Consider the following 17,017-nt stretch of genomic DNA (forward strand, 5'->3'; position numbering starts at 1 on the left):
CAGAATTACCTGGACGAGTTTTGTTACAAGCTCAACAGAAGATACTTCGGTCAAAAACTCTTTGACAGACTCATCATTGCTTCGATTTAATCATACTGGCAAGATTGCGGATATACATAATTTGTTATTTTTTTCTCCTTCGATACAACAATATTTTCACTTGAGAATCTGAGCATGATGTAATCAATGCATTTTTCGTTTATCCGTCGTTTTTTTGGGATAAGACAACTTAAGATTATTGAATTCATGCCCTTTTTTGGCATTTCTAACTTTAATTATTTTTTCTATTTGTTGGCTTCCTGAAGAATTTGAATTCCATCAAGAAAAATTTCTGAAAATCTATTTCGAGTTTTCGTTTCTTAACCGAGGATTCGTTCTGTTTTTTTTATCCGCAACCTCAAAAAAGCTTCAAATTAAACGATATTATTCCGTCATGTGGTAAATTTTGAGTTTCCTTCAAATGCCTTGATTATTGATTTACTTTCATGAAAGCGTCTTGGGCAGATTCCTCAGGCTCTCATGCATTTTTAAGAATCCTCGATTTATGGAAGGGATAATTTTTTTATGCTTTTGGATTAGGGGCGCTTTTTTGGTTTTAGAATAAACCTGCTCCTATAGATATTCTGGTTATTTTTGTAAAAAAAACAGCTTTGGATTTATCTCAACTCGCATCAGAATTTAAAAAAACAGGGATTCTACACATTCAGGAAGGAAATGGGAAAGTGATTTCTTTTATCAAGCCTGAGAATTGGACTCCTGAATTAGGACAAGATTGGATTTTTCTTCTCTTTGATATGTTCCAAATTAGAACGATTTGTGAAGCTTTTTCAGAGGTTTCTTTAGATATCGTGGAGTATGCCAGCAAGCCGACTATTTATCATAGTATTCCAAATCGAGTCATGAAGTCCGATTTGGTTCGTGATGGTAAATTAAAATTTGCGCTAATCCGTGAGCCGAATTGGAATAGGTTTTTGTTCCAAATTTCTCAGCCCATTTTGGTAAAACTAAATTCTAATGAAAAGCCTATTGATAAAATAGAGCTTCCATTTCCGCTTTATAGCCCAAGTGTCAAAGAGCTATTTTTAAGTCCGGATGGAGATGTTAAAATCATTAAAGCATGAATTTCAAATCACATCTTGATGAATTTGAGGTCTTTTCAAAAGTTGCCCAAGCTGCTTTAAACCTAGGCCTTGAAACCTATTTAGTGGGTGGCTATGTGAGAGATCTTATATTGAAGAGAAATAGTAAGGATATTGATTTTACTTGTATAGGAAGCGGAATTAAACTTGCAGAGGAGGTGGCTAAACAATTTGATTATCATGTCCCAGTTTCCGTATTTAAAAATTTCGGGACCGCGATGGTAAAACTCGAAGATTGGGAATTAGAATTTGTCGGTGCCCGAAAAGAATCTTATCGACTTGAATCCAGGAAACCAATTGTTGAAAATGGAACTCTCTTAGAAGATCTGGAGCGCAGGGATTTTACGATCAATGCGATGGCGATCTCTTTGAATCAAGCCGACTTTGGAAGCATATTAGATCCATTTGATGGTTTGGTTGATATCAAGAAAAAAATAATCCGAACTCCTTTAGACCCCTCTATTACTTTTTCGGATGATCCATTTCGAATGTTACGGGCAATTCGTTTTGCTGCTCAACTTGACTTTGATATCGATCCAGATACTTTCTTTGCCATAACGGAGAATGCCTCCAGACTTAAAATTGTTTCTGCAGAGCGAATTATAGTCGAACTGAATAAAATCATTCTAGTTAAAAAGCCTTCTTATGGATTTAAATTGCTTTTTGCAAGTAAGTTATTACATGAGTTTTTTCCGGAAATGGTGGATCTCCAAGGGGTAGATTCTGTGGATGATAAATCCCACAAAGATAATTTCTATCATACCTTACAGGTTTTGGATAATGTCTGTCAAGTGAGCGATGACCTGTATTTAAGGTGGGCAGCAATTCTTCATGACATAGCGAAGCCTGCAACCAAGCGATTTAATCCTAAGGTCGGTTGGACATTCCATGGGCATGAAGATAAGGGCGCAAGGATGGTTCCTGAAATTTTTAGAAGATTAAAGCTTCCGATGGACGACCGAATGAAATATGTTCAAAAGTTGGTTCGCCTCCATCTGAGGCCCATTGCTTTGGTTAAAGACGAAGTGACGGATTCAGCCTTAAGAAGATTACTCTTTGATGCAGGAGATGATATAGAAGACTTAATGAAACTTTGCAGGGCGGATGTTACATCCAAAAACAATAAAAAAGTAAAACGATACCTTGAAAATTTCGATCGAGTTGATCAAAAACTTTTGGAAGTAGAAGAAAAAGATCAAATGAGGAATTTTCAACCTCCAATTTCCGGTGAAGAGATTATGGAAATATTTAATCTTGAGCCTTCAAAAATCGTCGGTGAGATTAAAGAAGAGATTAAAGAAGCTATATTGGAGGGCAAAATTCATAATAATCCTATAGAGGCACGGGAATTGATGTTTTCTATTGCAAAAAAGAAGGGCCTAGAGCCTCAAAATAAATCCCCTAAATAAAAAACTAATTAAAATTAACACCAATGAAGCACGTTTTATCCATGCTGTTTCTGCTGATTTGCGCTAGCGCTACATTCGCCCAGAACACAGATTCTATCCAGCCGAGACTGGATGCCAATACAAGAAAAATTTTGAACAATCAAGATCAAGCAGCTTATCAATTGGCCATTCGGTACAATGATTTTCAAGCAGCGAAAGATAAGCTTTACAGTCTAATTGTAAGAAATCCGGATGATCTGCGCTATCCGGAATTATTAGGATCACTTTATTTCGAAAATGGAATGTCTACCTCAGCCGCTTTGGTAGCTTTGGATATTTTGGAGGTAAATGATAAAAGCATTGGCTCTTTAGAAATTGCAGCTTTTTCGCTGGAGCAACTTGGAGCTTTGGATCGGGCACTTCCGCACTTTGAAAGACTCTTTCTTCTTACTGGAGATAATTTTAGTTTATATAAATCAGGATTTATTCAGTATAGTTTGAAAAAGTATCAGGAGGCAATTAATTCGACTGATATGCTTATTAAAAACGCAAAGGCAGATGAGAAAATTGGCTTTCCTGTCTCACAGACAGAAACCCAGGAAATTGGAATGAAAGCTGCCGGACTAAATCTTAGAGGAATGATTTATTTGGATCAGGGTTCAAAGGCTGAAGCCAAAACTGCATTTGAGGAGGCAATCCAATTGGAACCAAACTTCACACTTGCTAAAGAGAATTTGAAAAAGGCGATGTAATCCTTTGCTCACTCAGTTTTAAAAACCGGCTTTTTTTAGGTCGGTTTTTTTTTGCCTATAGAAAAATGAAATATGCTGCTGTAGTGGTAATCAAAGAAAGTATAAAGCTAAGAAGGATGATTTTTGAGTAATTAGTCTCCCAGTGACCTTTTTCTTGATTCCCGTCTCTTACTAAATGTTTATTTGGTCGTATAACTTCTTGAACTAAAGCTAGACATCCTAAGAAATAGATTGATAGAATTAATAGAAAACTGGCAACTAGCTCTAGCACTGTTAAATGATTTTGGACAAAGTTAACTTCATTCCATAAAGTAGAAGACTGATTATCAAAAATTAATTATTAGGACAAAAAAAATATTCATTATGTCATGTTTCCTTGTATGAATCCCCACATTAATGGCAATATAACCTGATTTTACTATTGATCAATAAGAAAGACTTAACAAACAAAAACTCAGGTTTTATCCCAACTTCCTAAGTATTAAATCTAGGTAATAACTTAAAATTCTCAAATCTAATTTTCACATTGATTTAGCTGGGATTTTACAAAATATTGTGCTTGGCTACTTTATTATGGTGTTTTCAATCATTCTACCTGTACGGATTTTGTGATCTAGCGAACTTGCTACATCTAATCTTTCAGATTTTAAAATTCGCCCTGAAGGTGTTGTCCCTGTAATTTGGGTAATGGCCTTTCGAAGCAATTGCTCATTAATGTCACCTAGTGGAAGAAGTAACTCTGCTGACTCCAAAGCCACCACATTGGGATTAAATCCTGTAGTATAATCTGATTGATCCAAGCTATTGAAACTTTGTGTTACGATAGGAAGGATTCCGTATTTGTTATCCGGGTTGTCTTCATCCTCAAAGGGAATAGAGCCCACATTTTTACCAGTTGTAGTATTTCCAATCAAGAATACATCCATGTAAGGTTTTAATCCGTTGATTATCAGCTCCGATGCTGAGGCAGTGCGGTTTGAAGTTAAAATATAAACCCTGTTCCCGTCCAGTGTATTACCTAGATTTTCGGCCTTGGCTTTGAAAGTAGTTTTAACATCTCTTAGCTCAGGGATCTGCTCGGCTATAAAAGAATTATACTTTGTCTTTGAGAAAATGTCAGTAGTACTGACTCCTGGACCGATAAGGCTTGCCAGGTTTACAGCAGAAGAGACGAATCCACCTCCGTTGTATCTTAAATCTACAATCAAATGATCGATTGACTCTGATTTGAATTTCCCAAAAATCGCATCCATTTCATTATCAAATTGGGTGCTTCCATTACCGGGACCTGGAGTGAAAAAATGATAAATTACATACCCAATTTTTTCATTATTGATGGTATAAATAGTGTCCAAGAAATTTGGATCCTCCGAAAGCTGAATAGGAGTGAGGGTAACGCTTGGTTTTTCTACAAACTGATTGGATGCTTCATCATATCTAGTGTATTCAAGGCTATGTGTTGATTCGGTAAGTCCCAAAACATCACGAAAATTATCAACAGTAAACAAGGTTCCGTTAATAGATCGAATTCGATCGCCACGTTTCAGATCAACAGCAGAAGCAGGACTGTTCTTTTTAATGTAGGTGATTTCTGCAAAGACTTTGTCACTTGATGCACTTTCTCTATAAAGGATAAACTCGTACCCTGTTTCAAGGGATATTCCATTCAAAGAATTGATCAGTTCTTGATAGTCAGGATAAATCACCGAAAATCGATCAGTTGGTCTGAAAAGTAGAGCCTCGAAATAATCCTCAGGATCAGCATCCTCACTTATGGGTGTCCCTAAATCTCCCAACCAATAATAAACCTCATCCATAATGTCAATAATCCATCTATTTACAGCTGCATTGGAGGTCGGGTCTATTGCTGGTAGCGCTTCATCCTTATTGCAACTGGAAAGAAATACACCGATTACTGAAAGTAGTAGAATATTTTTGAACAGGGAGAGTTTCATAAGCTTTACATTATACCTACAAACAAACGAAGAAATATGACTCATGTTACCTTAGTAGAACAATTTGATAAGGATTAAAAAGAAGTTCCGAAAGAAACGTCGTGAGTTTTACTATCCTGAAGAACTCCATTTTCACATTTCAAGACCCGATAAGGATATTTCCGGAGCAAGTCATGGTTGTGGGTTGCCATCAAGATTGCAGTTCCTTTTTTGTTGATTTCTTGGAATAATTTAAAAATCCCATCTGCAACATCAGGATCAAGGTTACCTGTTGGTTCATCTGCAAGAAGAATAGATGGTTGGTTTAGTAACGCTCTGGCGATAACAACTCGTTGTTGTTCCCCCCCAGAAAGTTGATGAGGCATTTTTTCCAAAGCATCATTTAGACCAACTAACATAAGCACTTCTGCCATTCGTTCTTTGATTTTTAGCTTGTTGGTCCAGCCTGTAGCTTTCATAACAAATGACAGATTCTCTGCGACCGTTCGATCATTGAAGAGTTGAAAATCTTGAAATATGATTCCAATTTTTCTTCTTAGAAAAGGAATTTCTTTTTGCTTAATCGTCCCCAAATCAAATCCAGCTACTTCTACAACGCCACTTTTTAATTCCAAATCGGCGTAGAGTGTTTTTAAAAGTGAACTTTTTCCACTTCCAGTTCGACCGATTAAAAAAACAAATTCGTGTTGCTCTACGGAGAAGTTGACATCGGTAAGGACAGGATTTAATCCTTGAAAAATAGTAGCTTGATTGACCTTCAGTACGGGTTGAGTTGTGAAATCCATGTTACTTTAAAGCTCTAATTTTTGCAATTTTCCAAAAGAAAGACCCTTGATTAACGCCTCTAATTCTTCCTCCTTGCCCTCTAAGCCAAATTTCTCCATATTTTTCAAAGGCCTATCAGCTCTGAAATAAGCGATTAAAACAAAGTTTTCGTCTCGAATTTGAATGTAATCCGGGATTTTTGCTTTGCCTTTGACTTTGATTATGTACATGATTGAGAGAGAAAAGAGCCGACCGGAGTCGGCAGGATAAAATTTATTTGCCAGCAGCTTTTGCGTGGTCGGCTAAGAATGTGGCGAGACCAGAATCAGTTAATGGATGCTTAAGTAAACCCGTGATTACCTTTAATGGGCAAGTCACTACATCTGCTCCTACCTCCGCACACTTTAATAAGTGCATCGAATGACGCACAGATGCTGCCAACACCTCTGTTTCGAAGTTGTAATTCTGGTAAATATGGACGATTTGCGCGATCAGTTCCATACCATCATAAGAGATATCATCTAATCTGCCAATGAAAGGAGAAACGTAGGAAGCTCCTGCTTTTGCTGCTAATAGCGCTTGACCTGCAGAGAAAATTAGTGTGCAATTGGTACGAATACCTTCACTGTGAAAATACTTAAGTGCTTTCACCCCATCTTTGATTATTGGGATTTTGACTACAATTTTATCATCTATTTTAGCGAGCTCTTTTCCTTCTTTTATCATTCCGGCAAAATCAGTTGAGATCACCTCGGCACTCACTTTATCATCAACGATATCGCAGATCGCTTTGTAGTGAGCTCTTACATTTGCGTCACCACTGATGCCTTCTTTGGCCATCAAGGATGGATTGGTAGTCACACCGTCTAAAACGCCTAAGTCATAGGCTTCACGGATTTCATCAAGATTTGCGGTGTCAATAAAGAATTTCATATTTATCAGATTGATTTTAAAGGTAACATGATATTAGGATGCCGGTAAATACAATTGGAAAATCGTATTTACCATACCTATCTCACGAAGTTTTAGGTTTGATTATTTGAAACAAAGTTAGAAGATTAATCAGGAATCGAAACCGGGAAAAGGTGCCTTGAAAAAAAATAAGGCAAAAAAGAAGCGGCATCGCACCGCTACAACCGCCTACCCTTGCTTCCTTCCGGACCTGGGGGATTCAGCAGGAGCTGGTCGTGCCGCTAGGCCACAAAGGTAAATCAAAATTTTTTGAATCCAATCTCATGATAATGATTTTAGCTGGCAGATGTCCCTTGTCTTGATTATCAGTGAGAATACTTTCAAAGTAAAATCTAAAGCCAGCAAATTTGACTTCGATTAGACTAATATTGAGATTTATTTGACTTTGGCGTGGTGCATTTGAAACTCTAAGACATTGCAGTGGATGAATTCATCTTCAGCTAAATCTTCAAAAATTTCCTCATCAAAGGTCATTTCAGTTTTTTCGATTTTTCCATCAGGATGAACAATTAATTCCAATCCTGTGAAATCATTTGGATTTACTTGAACCAACACTTGGTAGTCATCAAAGACTCTCTTGAAATACTGTGGAAAAGCTTTTGCCATTGTTTTATTAATTATTCCACAAAGTTTGGAAAAATAATCTTACCAAGTTGAATTATAGGTAGTATATACTACTACATCTTGTGGAGGTTTTTGAGTAGTTTTAATCCAATCAAAAACAAAAAAAGCTTGAGAAAGAAAGTCTTTTTCTCCATAAGTTTTAACTGGGCTGATTGCTTGATTCTCTATTTTAAATAGTTCTCCGTAAGGACCAATAATGGTATAGCCATTCTGATTTCTTTTACGCTTCAACTTCACCGTTTCCCCATCAATGAATTCAATTCGGCCATTTCCCCAAAAAATATTTCCTCTACCTTTTGCAATTTCTAGTCCGGATTTTTGATCCACGATTCGGATATTTTTTGTACGCATGTCATTACGATTATAAAAAAGCCGAAAATCTCTATCATGATGCTGAAGATTTGCATAGCGAAGTCCCGGATCTACACCTAAAACAGATTCTTCTCCAGTTTGGGATTTGAATTTTACCTCATTCAATTTTTGATTCCAGCCAGATTCTGTTTGTGCAGAAACTGTCATGAAAGTGGTAATTATGAACAGGAATAGTAAGATGGATTTTTTCATCTGTTTATAATTTGTTTTTCAGTGGTCCTCCCGATAGCTATCAGGAGGAATCTCGCAAGGCCTTCCCGATAAATATCGGGACATCCCAGTGTGTGATTTTTGAGTCATGCTCGATTTCATAAATAGAAAAATAGTAACTCATAAGTTACACGATTGAGTTGTTTTAAGGTTTTGTTCTAAAATGATTGAAACGAGTCAAATAGAGTTTTAAGGGAAGAAAATTGAGAAATAAATTAAAAGATGCTTTGTACTTAACAATCCCTTTCTAATTTTGCATCTGTTCTTATGAAAACAATCGCAAACAAATATTGGTGGTGGCATTCTTATTCTTCCCAAAAGGAAATTTAGAAAGCCCCTGCATTTTATTTTGCGTTACAACATAGTAAAAAGGCTTACTGGATTTCCGGTAAGCCTTTTTTCATGCAAAATTCCTAAAAATGACTCAAGTGAAATTCCCCATCTTAACTACCCATCGCAAGCGCCTAGCTGATACTATTACTCCAGTAAGTATCTATTTGCAGATTAGAGATCGATTCACCAATCCTATTTTACTTGAAAGTTCGGACTACCATGGTCAGGAAAATAGCTTTTCATACATCTGCTTTAACCCACTTGCTACCTTTTCTTTCAACGGCGGGAAAGTGACAGAAACTTTGCCTTTTGATGAAACTTTGACCTATGAGGTGACGGAGGAAAAGCCTTTGATGGTCGCTTTAAGAGCATTTGGAAATAAGTTTGACGTAGCTCCAGATAATTTCAAGTTCAGTTCAAACGGATTATTCGGCTATATCCAATACGATACACTGGCTTACTTTGAGGATATCAACTTGGAAAATTCGATTCCAAATGAAGTACCGATGATGCAATATTCAGTTTATCAGAATATTATAGTAGTCGATCATTATAAGAATGAGTTGAATTTATTGGAGCATAGGGTAGCAGGTGCAGATAATCCGGAAATGATGGATGAAATCGAAATGCTGCTCAACAGTAAAAATATTCCAGCCTACAGCTTCAAGAAAGTCGGAGAGGAGTTTTCTAATTACACAGATGAGGAGTTTTTGAAGATCCTCAATCAAGGTCGCGAGCATTGTTTCCGAGGGGATGTCTTCCAGATTGTACTTTCCAGAAGATTTACCACCCAATTTAAAGGCGACGAATTCAATGTTTATCGCGCACTTCGTTCGGTGAACCCTTCCCCTTATTTATTCTACTTTGATTATGGCTCTTTCAAAGTTTTTGGAAGTTCTCCGGAAGCACAAATCGTAGTAAAGGGAAATAAAGCCACGATTTTTCCTATAGCAGGTACTTTTAGGAGAACGGGGAATGATCAAGAAGATGCGGCTCTTGCGGTCAAACTCTACGATGATCCAAAAGAAAATTCAGAGCATGTAATGTTGGTGGATTTGGCTAGAAATGACCTCTCCAGAACTTCTGTAGAAGTCAATGTGGAAGTATTCAAAGAAATCCAGTATTACTCTCATGTGATCCATTTGGTCTCAAAAGTGACTGGAAAGTTGCCTGAAGGAGCAAATCCACTTCAACTGGTAGCGGATACTTTTCCTGCTGGGACATTGTCAGGTGCACCAAAATACAAAGCGATGCAGCTGATCGATCAACTGGAAAACAGTAGCCGTCAATTTTATGGTGGAGCAATTGGCTTTTTAGGATTCAATGGCGATTTCAATCATGCTATCCTGATTCGATCATTTGTCTCAGAAAATAACACACTTCGTTTCCAAGCAGGCGCTGGCGTAGTAGCCAAATCAACCATTCCATCCGAACTTCAGGAAGTAGCAAATAAATTAGAGGCATTGCGAGTAGCATTAAGGGCTGCTGAGAAGATATAATTCTAAAGTGGGAAAGTTGAAAAGTGGTAAGGTTCGAAGAATTCCAAGTTTGATTTATACAGTTAATTCCAAGTAAAATGACAGCTAAAAGCTTTGAAGAATTGGTGATTTGGCAAAAAGCTATTTCTATTGGAGTGGATATTTATTCAATATCAGATCAATTACCATTGAAAAATGATTATAAATCTAGAGACCAGTTGATTGGTTCTGCAGTTTCCATTTCAAACAATATTGCCGAAGGGTTTGAGTACAATAATAGAGTTCAATTCATCAGGTTTCTAGGATATGCTAAAGGTTCTGCAGGAGAATTGAGAAGTCAGTTGGCACTTTTGGTTAAAGTAAACAGGGTGTCGGAAGAAAATTATATGAAGTTAAAAGAAGAATTAATTGGTCTTTCTCGACAGATCAAATCATTGATTGAATACTTAAAAACTAAAAAAGAACAGAAATAAAGTGAATCCTCTTTTTAGAGAACTTTTCAACCTTACTACCTTACTACTTTGCAACTATCAAAATGAAAATACTCGTCCTAGATAATTACGATTCATTCACCTACAATCTGGTTTACATCGTCCGTCAGCTTGGATATGGAGCTGTAATGGATGTCTACCGAAATGATAAAATCAGTCTTGATGATGTGGCGGGTTATGATAAAATCCTTCTTTCTCCAGGTCCTGGTATACCAGAAGAAGCTGGAATCATGCCCGAGCTTTTGAAAAGATATTCGCCGACTAAATCAATTCTGGGGGTTTGCCTTGGACATCAAGCCATCGGGGAGGCCTTTGGAGGGACATTGACCAACCTATCCGAAGTCCTGCATGGCGTGGCTTCGAAAGTCACCGTAAGTCCGGATTTGCTTTTTGAAGGCATTCCCGATACATTTAGTATTGGAAGATATCACTCCTGGGTCATCAATGAAGACACCCTTTCACCTGACCTGGAAGTAATCGCCCGAACACCCGATCAGCAGATTATGGCAATTAGACATAAAGTGTATGACGTACGAGGAGTTCAGTTTCACCCGGAAAGTATCCTTACAGAAAATGGAGTGGCTATCATGAAAAACTGGTTATCTGCCTAAAAAAATCACCCTAAGCTAATGAAATCGAGTGTGATAAATTCGACACATAGTGGGGTGACAATTAAAAATCAATCCTAAACAGATGAAAGATATTCTAAACTTATTGATCGAACACCGTACACTTTCTCAAGACCAAGCGAAAGAAGTTTTGAAGAACATAGCGACAGGATCATACAATACGAGCCAAATTGCAGCCTTTATGACTGTCTATTTGATGCGGAGTATAACAGTGGATGAGTTACGTGGCTTTCGCGATGCCATGCTTGAGCTTTGCATTCCAGTTGAAATAGCTGAGTATGATGCAATGGATCTTTGTGGAACAGGCGGTGACGGAAAGGATACCTTTAATATTTCCACCTTATCATCTTTTGTGGTGGCTGGAGCTGGGCAAAACGTCGCCAAACACGGTAATACAGGTGTATCGTCTATCTGTGGTTCCTCGAACTTACTTTCCTATTTCGGTTATCAGTTCACCAATAATATTGATGAAATCAAGCGTGGACTGGACGAAGCTGGAATTTGTTTTCTGCATGCACCACTTTTCCACCCGGCAATGAAAAATGTTGCGCCAATCCGAAAAGAACTTGGCGTAAAAACCTTTTTCAATATGCTTGGACCAATGGTTAATCCTAGTTTTCCAAGGAAACAATTGGTCGGTGTATTTAGTCTTGAGCTAGCACGCCTTTATGGATATCTGTATCAGGAAATGGAAGGAAGGTTTTCTATTCTTCATGCACTCGATGGGTACGATGAGATTTCCTTGACGGGTTCGTTTAAAATGATCTCAAATGGAGGCGAGCGATTGCTTTCTCCAGAAAGTATAGGATTAAAAAAGTTAGATGCAAAAAGTATCGCAGGAGGAGAAACAGTGGAAGAATCTGCCAAAATCTTTGAAAATATTCTAAAAGGTAAAGGTACCGAAAGTCAGAATTCAGTAGTCATCGCAAACTCTGCAGCTGCACTAGTGACTGCAAAAGAAGGAGTCGAATTTCCAGAAGCAGTATCCCTGGCAACAGAATCATTATTATCCGGAAAAGCCCTGAACGTCTTCAAAGGCTTAGTCAACCCTAAAACCTCAATTTCATTTGCTTAAATTTTACTATGAATATTTTAGATCAAATCATTGCTGACAAGCATATTGAAGTATCCGAGCGAAAAAGTTTAGTGCCAGTCAAATTACTAGAGCAAAGCATCTTCTTTGACGGCAAAGTAGTTTCGATGAAAAAATATGTTACCAATCCTGAAAAGACAGGAATTATCGCTGAATTCAAGCGAAAATCTCCTTCCAAAGGAATGATTAATGCTGCTGCGAAAGTAGAAAAAGTGAGTATAGGCTATATGCAGGCTGGAGCATCAGCACTTTCTATTCTGACCGACTCAAAATATTTCGGAGGAAGTTCTGAGGATTTGAAAGCTGCAAGACACTTCAATTTTTGCCCAATTCTCCGAAAAGATTTTGTAGTTGATGAATATCAAATAGTTGAAGCAAAGTCCATTGGAGCAGATTGTGTTTTGCTGATTGCAGCAGCTTTAGAACCCGAAAAATTAAAATCACTCGCGTATTTCGCAAAAAGTCTTGGGCTGGAAGTGTTGATGGAAGTCCATGATGGTGAAGAGTTGGATCGAAGCCTTTGTGATGGATTGGATTTAGTCGGAGTGAATAATAGAAATTTAAAAACCTTCGAAGTATCTCTTCAAACTTCCTTGGATTTGGTAAATCGGATTCCTTCGGACTTTGTGAAAATTTCCGAAAGTGGAATTTCTGATCCTGCGACTTTAATTCAATTGAAATCAGCTGGATTCGATGGATTCCTGATTGGGGAGAATTTCATGAAATCAGCTAGACCTGAGCAAGCAGCTTACAATTTTATTAAAGAGTACAAAAAACTTGCTGCTGAATTAGCATTGAGTCAAGCCTGATGGAAATTAAAGTCTGCGGGATGCGAGAATCAGAAAATATTCTCCAATTAATCGAGGAGATTGATCCCGATTGGATGGGACTGATTTTCTATTCCAAGTCTCCCAGATTTGTATCTGATGAATCTTCCAGAGAATTATCCAAGTTGAATATCTCAAAAGTTGGAGTCTTTGTGAATGAAACAGAAGCTGAGATCTTAAGGAAAGTGGCTCTTTTCGATTTGAAAGCTGTTCAACTTCACGGTGGTGAATTGCCTGAATTTGTGGAGCAGCTTTCGAAGAAAACAAATGCTGAGATTTGGAAAGTCATTTCAGTAAATGATCAAATTGATTGGGGAAATCTAAAAAGCTATTTGCCCTTCGTGAGTAAATTTCTTTTCGATACGGCCTCTCCAAAACACGGAGGTACCGGACAAAAATTTGATTGGACAGTTTTGGAAACTTATCCATTCGACAAAGGCTTTCTCTTAAGTGGGGGAATTGATGAAGAGAGTTGGGAAGAGATTTTAACTTTTGCAGCAAAAAACCCAAGAATGCAGGGTGTAGATTTGAATTCGAAATTTGAAGATGCTCCTGGCTTAAAGAATATTGAAAAACTGAAGAAATTTATACAACAGCTCCCGAGAAATTGATCGGGTCAAACGTGAAGAATATGATCAGAGTGGACGAAAAGGGCTTTTATGGAAAATTTGGAGGCGCATACATTCCTGAGATGCTGCATCCAAACATTGAAGAGCTACGAGAAAATTATGAGGCGATCGTCGCCACCAAGGAATTTCAGGATGAATTTCAATCCTTGCTTCGAGACTTTGTGGGACGTCCTACACCGTTGTATTTCGCAAAGCGAATGTCGGAAAAGTACGGTGCCAAAATCTACTTTAAGCGAGAAGATCTTTGTCATACTGGCGCTCATAAAATAAATAATACGATTGGTCAAATCATTCTGGCAAAGAAGCTGGGTAAAAAGCGAATTATCGCTGAGACTGGTGCTGGACAGCATGGCGTGGCAACAGCCACCGTTTGCGCTTTAATGGGGATGGATTGCATCGTATACATGGGTGAGTTGGATATTCAGCGTCAGCGCCCAAATGTGGAGCGGATGCGAATCCTCGGAGCAAAAGTAGTACCTGCAACCTCAGGCTCTAAAACGCTAAAAGATGCTACGAATGAAGCCATGCGAGCTTGGATCAATGATCCAGTGGGTACACATTACATTATTGGTTCGGTGGTAGGACCTCATCCTTATCCGGAAATGGTTGCTCGATTCCAATCGGTAATATCGGAGGAAATCAAATGGCAGTTAAAAGAAAAAGAAGGAAAAGAAAATCCTGATTTAGTGATTGCCTGTGTTGGTGGAGGAAGCAATGCTGCTGGGGCTTTTTATCATTATTACAATACGCCGGAAGTTCGACTGATCGCAGCAGAAGCTGCAGGTCTAGGTGTGACTTCAGGGAAATCTGCAGCAACCACAGCTTTGGGAACCCCAGGTATTTTGCATGGATCAAAAACCCTGTTGATGCAGACCGAAGATGGTCAAGTGATCGAGCCACATAGTATTTCTGCTGGACTGGATTATCCTGGAATTGGACCAGTGCATGCACATTTGTTTGATATTGGGAGAGGAGAATTTGTAGCTGTGGAGGATGAAGACGCGATGAAAGCAGGCATCGAACTCAGTCGAATGGAAGGAATCATTCCTGCAATTGAGACTGCTCATGCTATCCATGCCTTGAATCTAATCGAATACAGCAAAGACGACGTAATCGTAATCAATCTCTCTGGTCGAGGTGATAAGGATTTGGATACTTATATCAAATGGGGAGGCTATTAAAAGTCCGATGTCAGATGTCGGATGACCGATGTGGTAAAGTGATATTCATCGGTCACCGGACAACTGTCATCTAACAAAAACAAAATGAACAGAATACATTATTTATTCAATACCAAAAAGGAGCGGGTTCTCTCAATTTACTTTACTGCCGGTTTCCCAAAATTGGAAGATACACTTCCGACGATGGAGGCGATTCAGGCAGGAGGAGCAGATATCATCGAGATTGGAGTTCCGTATTCTGATCCGATTGCGGATGGGCCGACCATTCAGGATAGTAATCTAATCGCTTTGGAAAACGGGATGAGCCTAAAAAAGCTTTTCGATCAATTGGTAGGCTTTCGAGCCAAAATCCATGTTCCAGTGGTTTTGATGGGATATTTAAATCCTATCATGCAATTTGGAATGGAGGAGTTTTGCAAAAAATGCAAAGAGGTAGGGATAGATGGATTAATTCTTCCAGATCTTCCTATGCAGCAGTACTTGGAGGATTACAAAACTCTATTCGATTCTTATGGTTTGGTAAATACCTTCTTGATCTCGCCTGCCACCAATGAAAAGCGGATTCGTGAAATTGATTCCCATACCAATGGCTTTATCTATATGGTTTCTTCCAATAGCATCACTGGAGCTAAAACCGGGATCAGTGAAGAGCAAATCGCCTATTTTGAACGGGTGCAAGCGATGAATCTCAAAAATCCCAGACTAATCGGGTTCGGGATTTCTGATGCTGAATCATTTAGCACAGCTTCTAAGTATGGAAATGGAGCGATCATCGGATCGGCTTTCATCAAAACTGTAAAGAACTCAAGCAACTTGGATGCTGATATTCAGCAATACATTCAGTCGGTGATAAATTGAGAAATTGTAAGATTTTCAAGAGTCTAACCCACCCGTTCACTAAAAGGCTCAACTCTAAGTTCGGCCTCGTAAATCGTAATTCATAATTCGTAAATAAATATGATTATTCAACTTCAGCCTGATATTTCCGAAGTACAAAAGGAAAAATTAATTGCCAAAGTAAATGGCATAGGCTATAAAACTACCGAGGTCAAAACCCAATTAGGTGACTACCTGATCGGAATCGGAAAAAACGATTTTGATATCCGAAAGATCGGCCAAATGGACGGCATTTCGGATATTCACGTGGTCTCAGATGAGTACAAACTTGTCTCCAAGAAATGGAAAGCCAAGCCGACTTCGGTGGATTTAGGTGACGATGTATTTATCAAGGATGGAGAGATGGCCATTATCACTGGTCCTTGCTCCATCGAGTCTGAGGAGCAAATCCGCAAAGTAGTCCAGCACTGCGTGGACAATGATATCAAGATGATGCGTGGAGGCGTGTTCAAGCCAAGAAGTTCTCCTTACGCTTTCCGTGGTTTAGGATTGGAAGGTTTGAAACTATGGTATGATATCGCTTCTGCAGCTGGGATCAAAATCGTGACTGAGGTGATGCAGACTTCCCAAATCGAAGAAATGTACCCTTATGTAGATGTGTATCAGGTAGGCGCTCGAAATTCTCAGAATTTCAACCTCTTGGACGAACTCGGTAAAGTTGACAAAGCAGTGATGATCAAGCGTGGAATCTCCGGGACGATCGAGGAATTACTTCAATCTGCCGAGTATGTCTTTTCCGGAGGAAATGAGAAATTGATTCTTTGCGAGCGAGGTATCCGAACTTACGAGCGAGCTTCTCGAAATACTTTGGATTTGAATGCCATTCCGATTTTGAAGGCCAAGTCACATTTACCGGTGATTGTGGACCCTTCACACGGAATTGGAATCAGGGAATATGTTCCGCAAATGGCACTTTCCGGAGTGATGGCAGGAGCTGATGGGATTATCTATGAATCCCATGAGATTCCAGAGAAAGCCTATTCCGACGGTCAGCAGACCTTGGATTTTGCGCAAAGCGCTAGGTTGGCGTCTTGGATTAGACAAAGCTTTGCAATGCGTAAAAATTTCGACCTTTTATAAAAATAATATTGCTGATCCTCTATTACATGCTTACTTTAGTATCATGAATCCAACACCACGAACTTTCGTACATCATTCTCACTACCGACTTCAATGAAGGAATAGGATGACTATGTGTTTTTGGTAAAAAATATAAAGGCCTATTCCAAATTGGATTAGGTCTTTTTGCTTTCATAAACTTCATGACTTGAGAACAGTTGAT

General features: G+C 38.6%; 18 protein-coding genes and 1 other RNA gene. 12 read left to right on the top strand and 7 right to left on the bottom strand.

The annotated features are described in order from the left end of the window. The first annotated feature begins 650 nt into the window (after positions 1-650). Genes P8O16_RS14820 through P8O16_RS14830 form a run of 3 tightly spaced genes read left to right on the top strand, consistent with a single transcriptional unit; the run spans position 651 to position 3,279 of the window. Positions 651-1,121: a hypothetical protein gene (locus tag P8O16_RS14820; protein WP_300316221.1), complete on the top strand. Its 471-nt coding sequence runs from the start codon at positions 651-653 to the stop codon at positions 1,119-1,121. Then, on the top strand, positions 1,118-2,548 hold the full coding sequence (locus P8O16_RS14825; RefSeq protein ID WP_300316222.1) for an HD domain-containing protein: 1,431 nt from the start codon (positions 1,118-1,120) through the stop codon (positions 2,546-2,548). The genes P8O16_RS14820 and P8O16_RS14825 overlap by 4 nt, the downstream gene beginning before the upstream one ends. Positions 2,549-2,571: 23 nt before the next feature. After that, a complete protein-coding gene (locus P8O16_RS14830; RefSeq protein WP_300316223.1) occupies positions 2,572-3,279 on the top strand; it encodes a tetratricopeptide repeat protein in 708 nt (235 codons plus the stop codon). 563 nt (positions 3,280-3,842) lie between these two features. On the opposite strand, the gene P8O16_RS14835 is transcribed toward P8O16_RS14830, so the two are convergent. The 7 genes from P8O16_RS14835 to P8O16_RS14865 form a co-directional block, all read right to left on the bottom strand. Continuing rightward, positions 3,843-5,234, bottom strand: coding sequence for a S41 family peptidase (locus P8O16_RS14835; RefSeq protein WP_300316224.1), 1,392 nt, complete (start codon positions 5,232-5,234; stop codon positions 3,843-3,845). Between the two features lie 74 nt (positions 5,235-5,308). After that, positions 5,309-6,019 carry a cell division ATP-binding protein FtsE gene (locus tag P8O16_RS14840; RefSeq protein WP_300316225.1) on the bottom strand — a complete coding sequence of 237 codons (711 nt, stop codon included), beginning with the start codon at positions 6,017-6,019 and terminating at the stop codon, positions 5,309-5,311. A 6-nt stretch (positions 6,020-6,025) separates the two neighbouring features. Continuing rightward, positions 6,026-6,229 carry a fructose-6-phosphate aldolase gene (locus tag P8O16_RS14845; RefSeq protein WP_300316226.1) on the bottom strand — a complete coding sequence of 68 codons (204 nt, stop codon included), beginning with the start codon at positions 6,227-6,229 and terminating at the stop codon, positions 6,026-6,028. A gap of 43 nt (positions 6,230-6,272) precedes the next feature. Next, positions 6,273-6,932, bottom strand: a complete 660-nt coding sequence (gene fsa / locus P8O16_RS14850; RefSeq protein WP_300316227.1) for a fructose-6-phosphate aldolase — start codon at positions 6,930-6,932, stop codon at positions 6,273-6,275. Positions 6,933-7,109: 177 nt separating this feature from the next. Then, positions 7,110-7,196: signal recognition particle sRNA small type (ffs, locus tag P8O16_RS14855), an RNA gene on the bottom strand. 150 nt (positions 7,197-7,346) lie between these two features. Continuing rightward, complete coding sequence (locus tag P8O16_RS14860; protein WP_300316228.1) at positions 7,347-7,577, bottom strand: hypothetical protein; 231 nt, start codon at positions 7,575-7,577, stop codon at positions 7,347-7,349. A gap of 39 nt (positions 7,578-7,616) precedes the next feature. After that, positions 7,617-8,159: a hypothetical protein gene (locus P8O16_RS14865; RefSeq protein WP_300316229.1), complete on the bottom strand. Its 543-nt coding sequence runs from the start codon at positions 8,157-8,159 to the stop codon at positions 7,617-7,619. Between the two features lie 437 nt (positions 8,160-8,596). Between P8O16_RS14865 and P8O16_RS14870 the strand changes: the two genes are divergently transcribed. The 9 genes from P8O16_RS14870 (at position 8,597) to P8O16_RS14910 (ending at position 16,815) form a co-directional block, all read left to right on the top strand. After that, on the top strand, positions 8,597-10,009 hold the full coding sequence (locus P8O16_RS14870; RefSeq protein ID WP_300316230.1) for an anthranilate synthase component I family protein: 1,413 nt from the start codon (positions 8,597-8,599) through the stop codon (positions 10,007-10,009). A 77-nt stretch (positions 10,010-10,086) separates the two neighbouring features. Next, positions 10,087-10,461 (top strand): four helix bundle protein, encoded by a 375-nt coding sequence (locus P8O16_RS14875; protein ID WP_300316231.1) that lies wholly within the window; start codon positions 10,087-10,089, stop codon positions 10,459-10,461. 62 nt (positions 10,462-10,523) lie between these two features. Further along, positions 10,524-11,090: an aminodeoxychorismate/anthranilate synthase component II gene (locus P8O16_RS14880; protein WP_300316232.1), complete on the top strand. Its 567-nt coding sequence runs from the start codon at positions 10,524-10,526 to the stop codon at positions 11,088-11,090. Positions 11,091-11,172: 82 nt separating this feature from the next. Next, positions 11,173-12,183, top strand: a complete 1,011-nt coding sequence (gene trpD, locus P8O16_RS14885; RefSeq protein ID WP_300316233.1) for an anthranilate phosphoribosyltransferase — start codon at positions 11,173-11,175, stop codon at positions 12,181-12,183. Positions 12,184-12,191: 8 nt separating this feature from the next. Further along, on the top strand, positions 12,192-13,010 hold the full coding sequence (gene trpC, locus P8O16_RS14890; protein ID WP_300316234.1) for an indole-3-glycerol phosphate synthase TrpC: 819 nt from the start codon (positions 12,192-12,194) through the stop codon (positions 13,008-13,010). Further along, entirely contained in the window at positions 13,010-13,639 is a 630-nt protein-coding gene (locus tag P8O16_RS14895) for a phosphoribosylanthranilate isomerase (protein ID WP_300316235.1), read from the top strand. Before trpC ends, P8O16_RS14895 begins: the two co-directional genes overlap by 1 nt. 20 nt (positions 13,640-13,659) lie before the next feature. Continuing rightward, positions 13,660-14,838: a tryptophan synthase subunit beta gene (gene trpB / locus P8O16_RS14900; RefSeq protein WP_300316236.1), complete on the top strand. Its 1,179-nt coding sequence runs from the start codon at positions 13,660-13,662 to the stop codon at positions 14,836-14,838. Positions 14,839-14,922: 84 nt separating this feature from the next. Continuing rightward, a complete protein-coding gene (gene trpA / locus P8O16_RS14905; RefSeq protein WP_300316237.1) occupies positions 14,923-15,696 on the top strand; it encodes a tryptophan synthase subunit alpha in 774 nt (257 codons plus the stop codon). A 99-nt stretch (positions 15,697-15,795) separates the two neighbouring features. Then, positions 15,796-16,815 (top strand): bifunctional 3-deoxy-7-phosphoheptulonate synthase/chorismate mutase, encoded by a 1,020-nt coding sequence (locus P8O16_RS14910; RefSeq protein WP_075349546.1) that lies wholly within the window; start codon positions 15,796-15,798, stop codon positions 16,813-16,815. Positions 16,816-17,017: the final 202 nt, after the last annotated feature.

It is taken from the genome of Algoriphagus sp., assembly GCF_029254265.1.
Lineage (GTDB): Bacteria > Bacteroidota > Bacteroidia > Cytophagales > Cyclobacteriaceae > Algoriphagus.

Bases quoted from the DNA above. Each gene is read 5' to 3' on its own strand.
- P8O16_RS14830 (WP_300316223.1), top strand. From the start codon at position 2,572: ATGAAGCACGTTTTATCCATGCTGTTTCTGCTGATTTGCGCTAGCGCT.
- P8O16_RS14860 (WP_300316228.1), bottom strand. From the start codon at position 7,577: ATGGCAAAAGCTTTTCCACAGTATTTCAAGAGAGTCTTTGATGACTAC.
- trpC (WP_300316234.1), top strand. From the start codon at position 12,192: ATGAATATTTTAGATCAAATCATTGCTGACAAGCATATTGAAGTATCC.
- P8O16_RS14875 (WP_300316231.1), top strand. From the start codon at position 10,087: ATGACAGCTAAAAGCTTTGAAGAATTGGTGATTTGGCAAAAAGCTATT.
- trpA (WP_300316237.1), top strand. From the start codon at position 14,923: ATGAACAGAATACATTATTTATTCAATACCAAAAAGGAGCGGGTTCTC.
- P8O16_RS14835 (WP_300316224.1), bottom strand. From the start codon at position 5,234: ATGAAACTCTCCCTGTTCAAAAATATTCTACTACTTTCAGTAATCGGT.
- P8O16_RS14840 (WP_300316225.1), bottom strand. From the start codon at position 6,019: ATGGATTTCACAACTCAACCCGTACTGAAGGTCAATCAAGCTACTATT.
- P8O16_RS14845 (WP_300316226.1), bottom strand. From the start codon at position 6,229: ATGTACATAATCAAAGTCAAAGGCAAAGCAAAAATCCCGGATTACATT.
- trpB (WP_300316236.1), top strand. From the start codon at position 13,660: ATGATCAGAGTGGACGAAAAGGGCTTTTATGGAAAATTTGGAGGCGCA.
- P8O16_RS14865 (WP_300316229.1), bottom strand. From the start codon at position 8,159: ATGAAAAAATCCATCTTACTATTCCTGTTCATAATTACCACTTTCATG.
- P8O16_RS14910 (WP_075349546.1), top strand. From the start codon at position 15,796: ATGATTATTCAACTTCAGCCTGATATTTCCGAAGTACAAAAGGAAAAA.
- fsa (WP_300316227.1), bottom strand. From the start codon at position 6,932: ATGAAATTCTTTATTGACACCGCAAATCTTGATGAAATCCGTGAAGCC.
- P8O16_RS14880 (WP_300316232.1), top strand. From the start codon at position 10,524: ATGAAAATACTCGTCCTAGATAATTACGATTCATTCACCTACAATCTG.
- P8O16_RS14870 (WP_300316230.1), top strand. From the start codon at position 8,597: ATGACTCAAGTGAAATTCCCCATCTTAACTACCCATCGCAAGCGCCTA.
- P8O16_RS14895 (WP_300316235.1), top strand. From the start codon at position 13,010: ATGGAAATTAAAGTCTGCGGGATGCGAGAATCAGAAAATATTCTCCAA.
- trpD (WP_300316233.1), top strand. From the start codon at position 11,173: ATGAAAGATATTCTAAACTTATTGATCGAACACCGTACACTTTCTCAA.
- P8O16_RS14825 (WP_300316222.1), top strand. From the start codon at position 1,118: ATGAATTTCAAATCACATCTTGATGAATTTGAGGTCTTTTCAAAAGTT.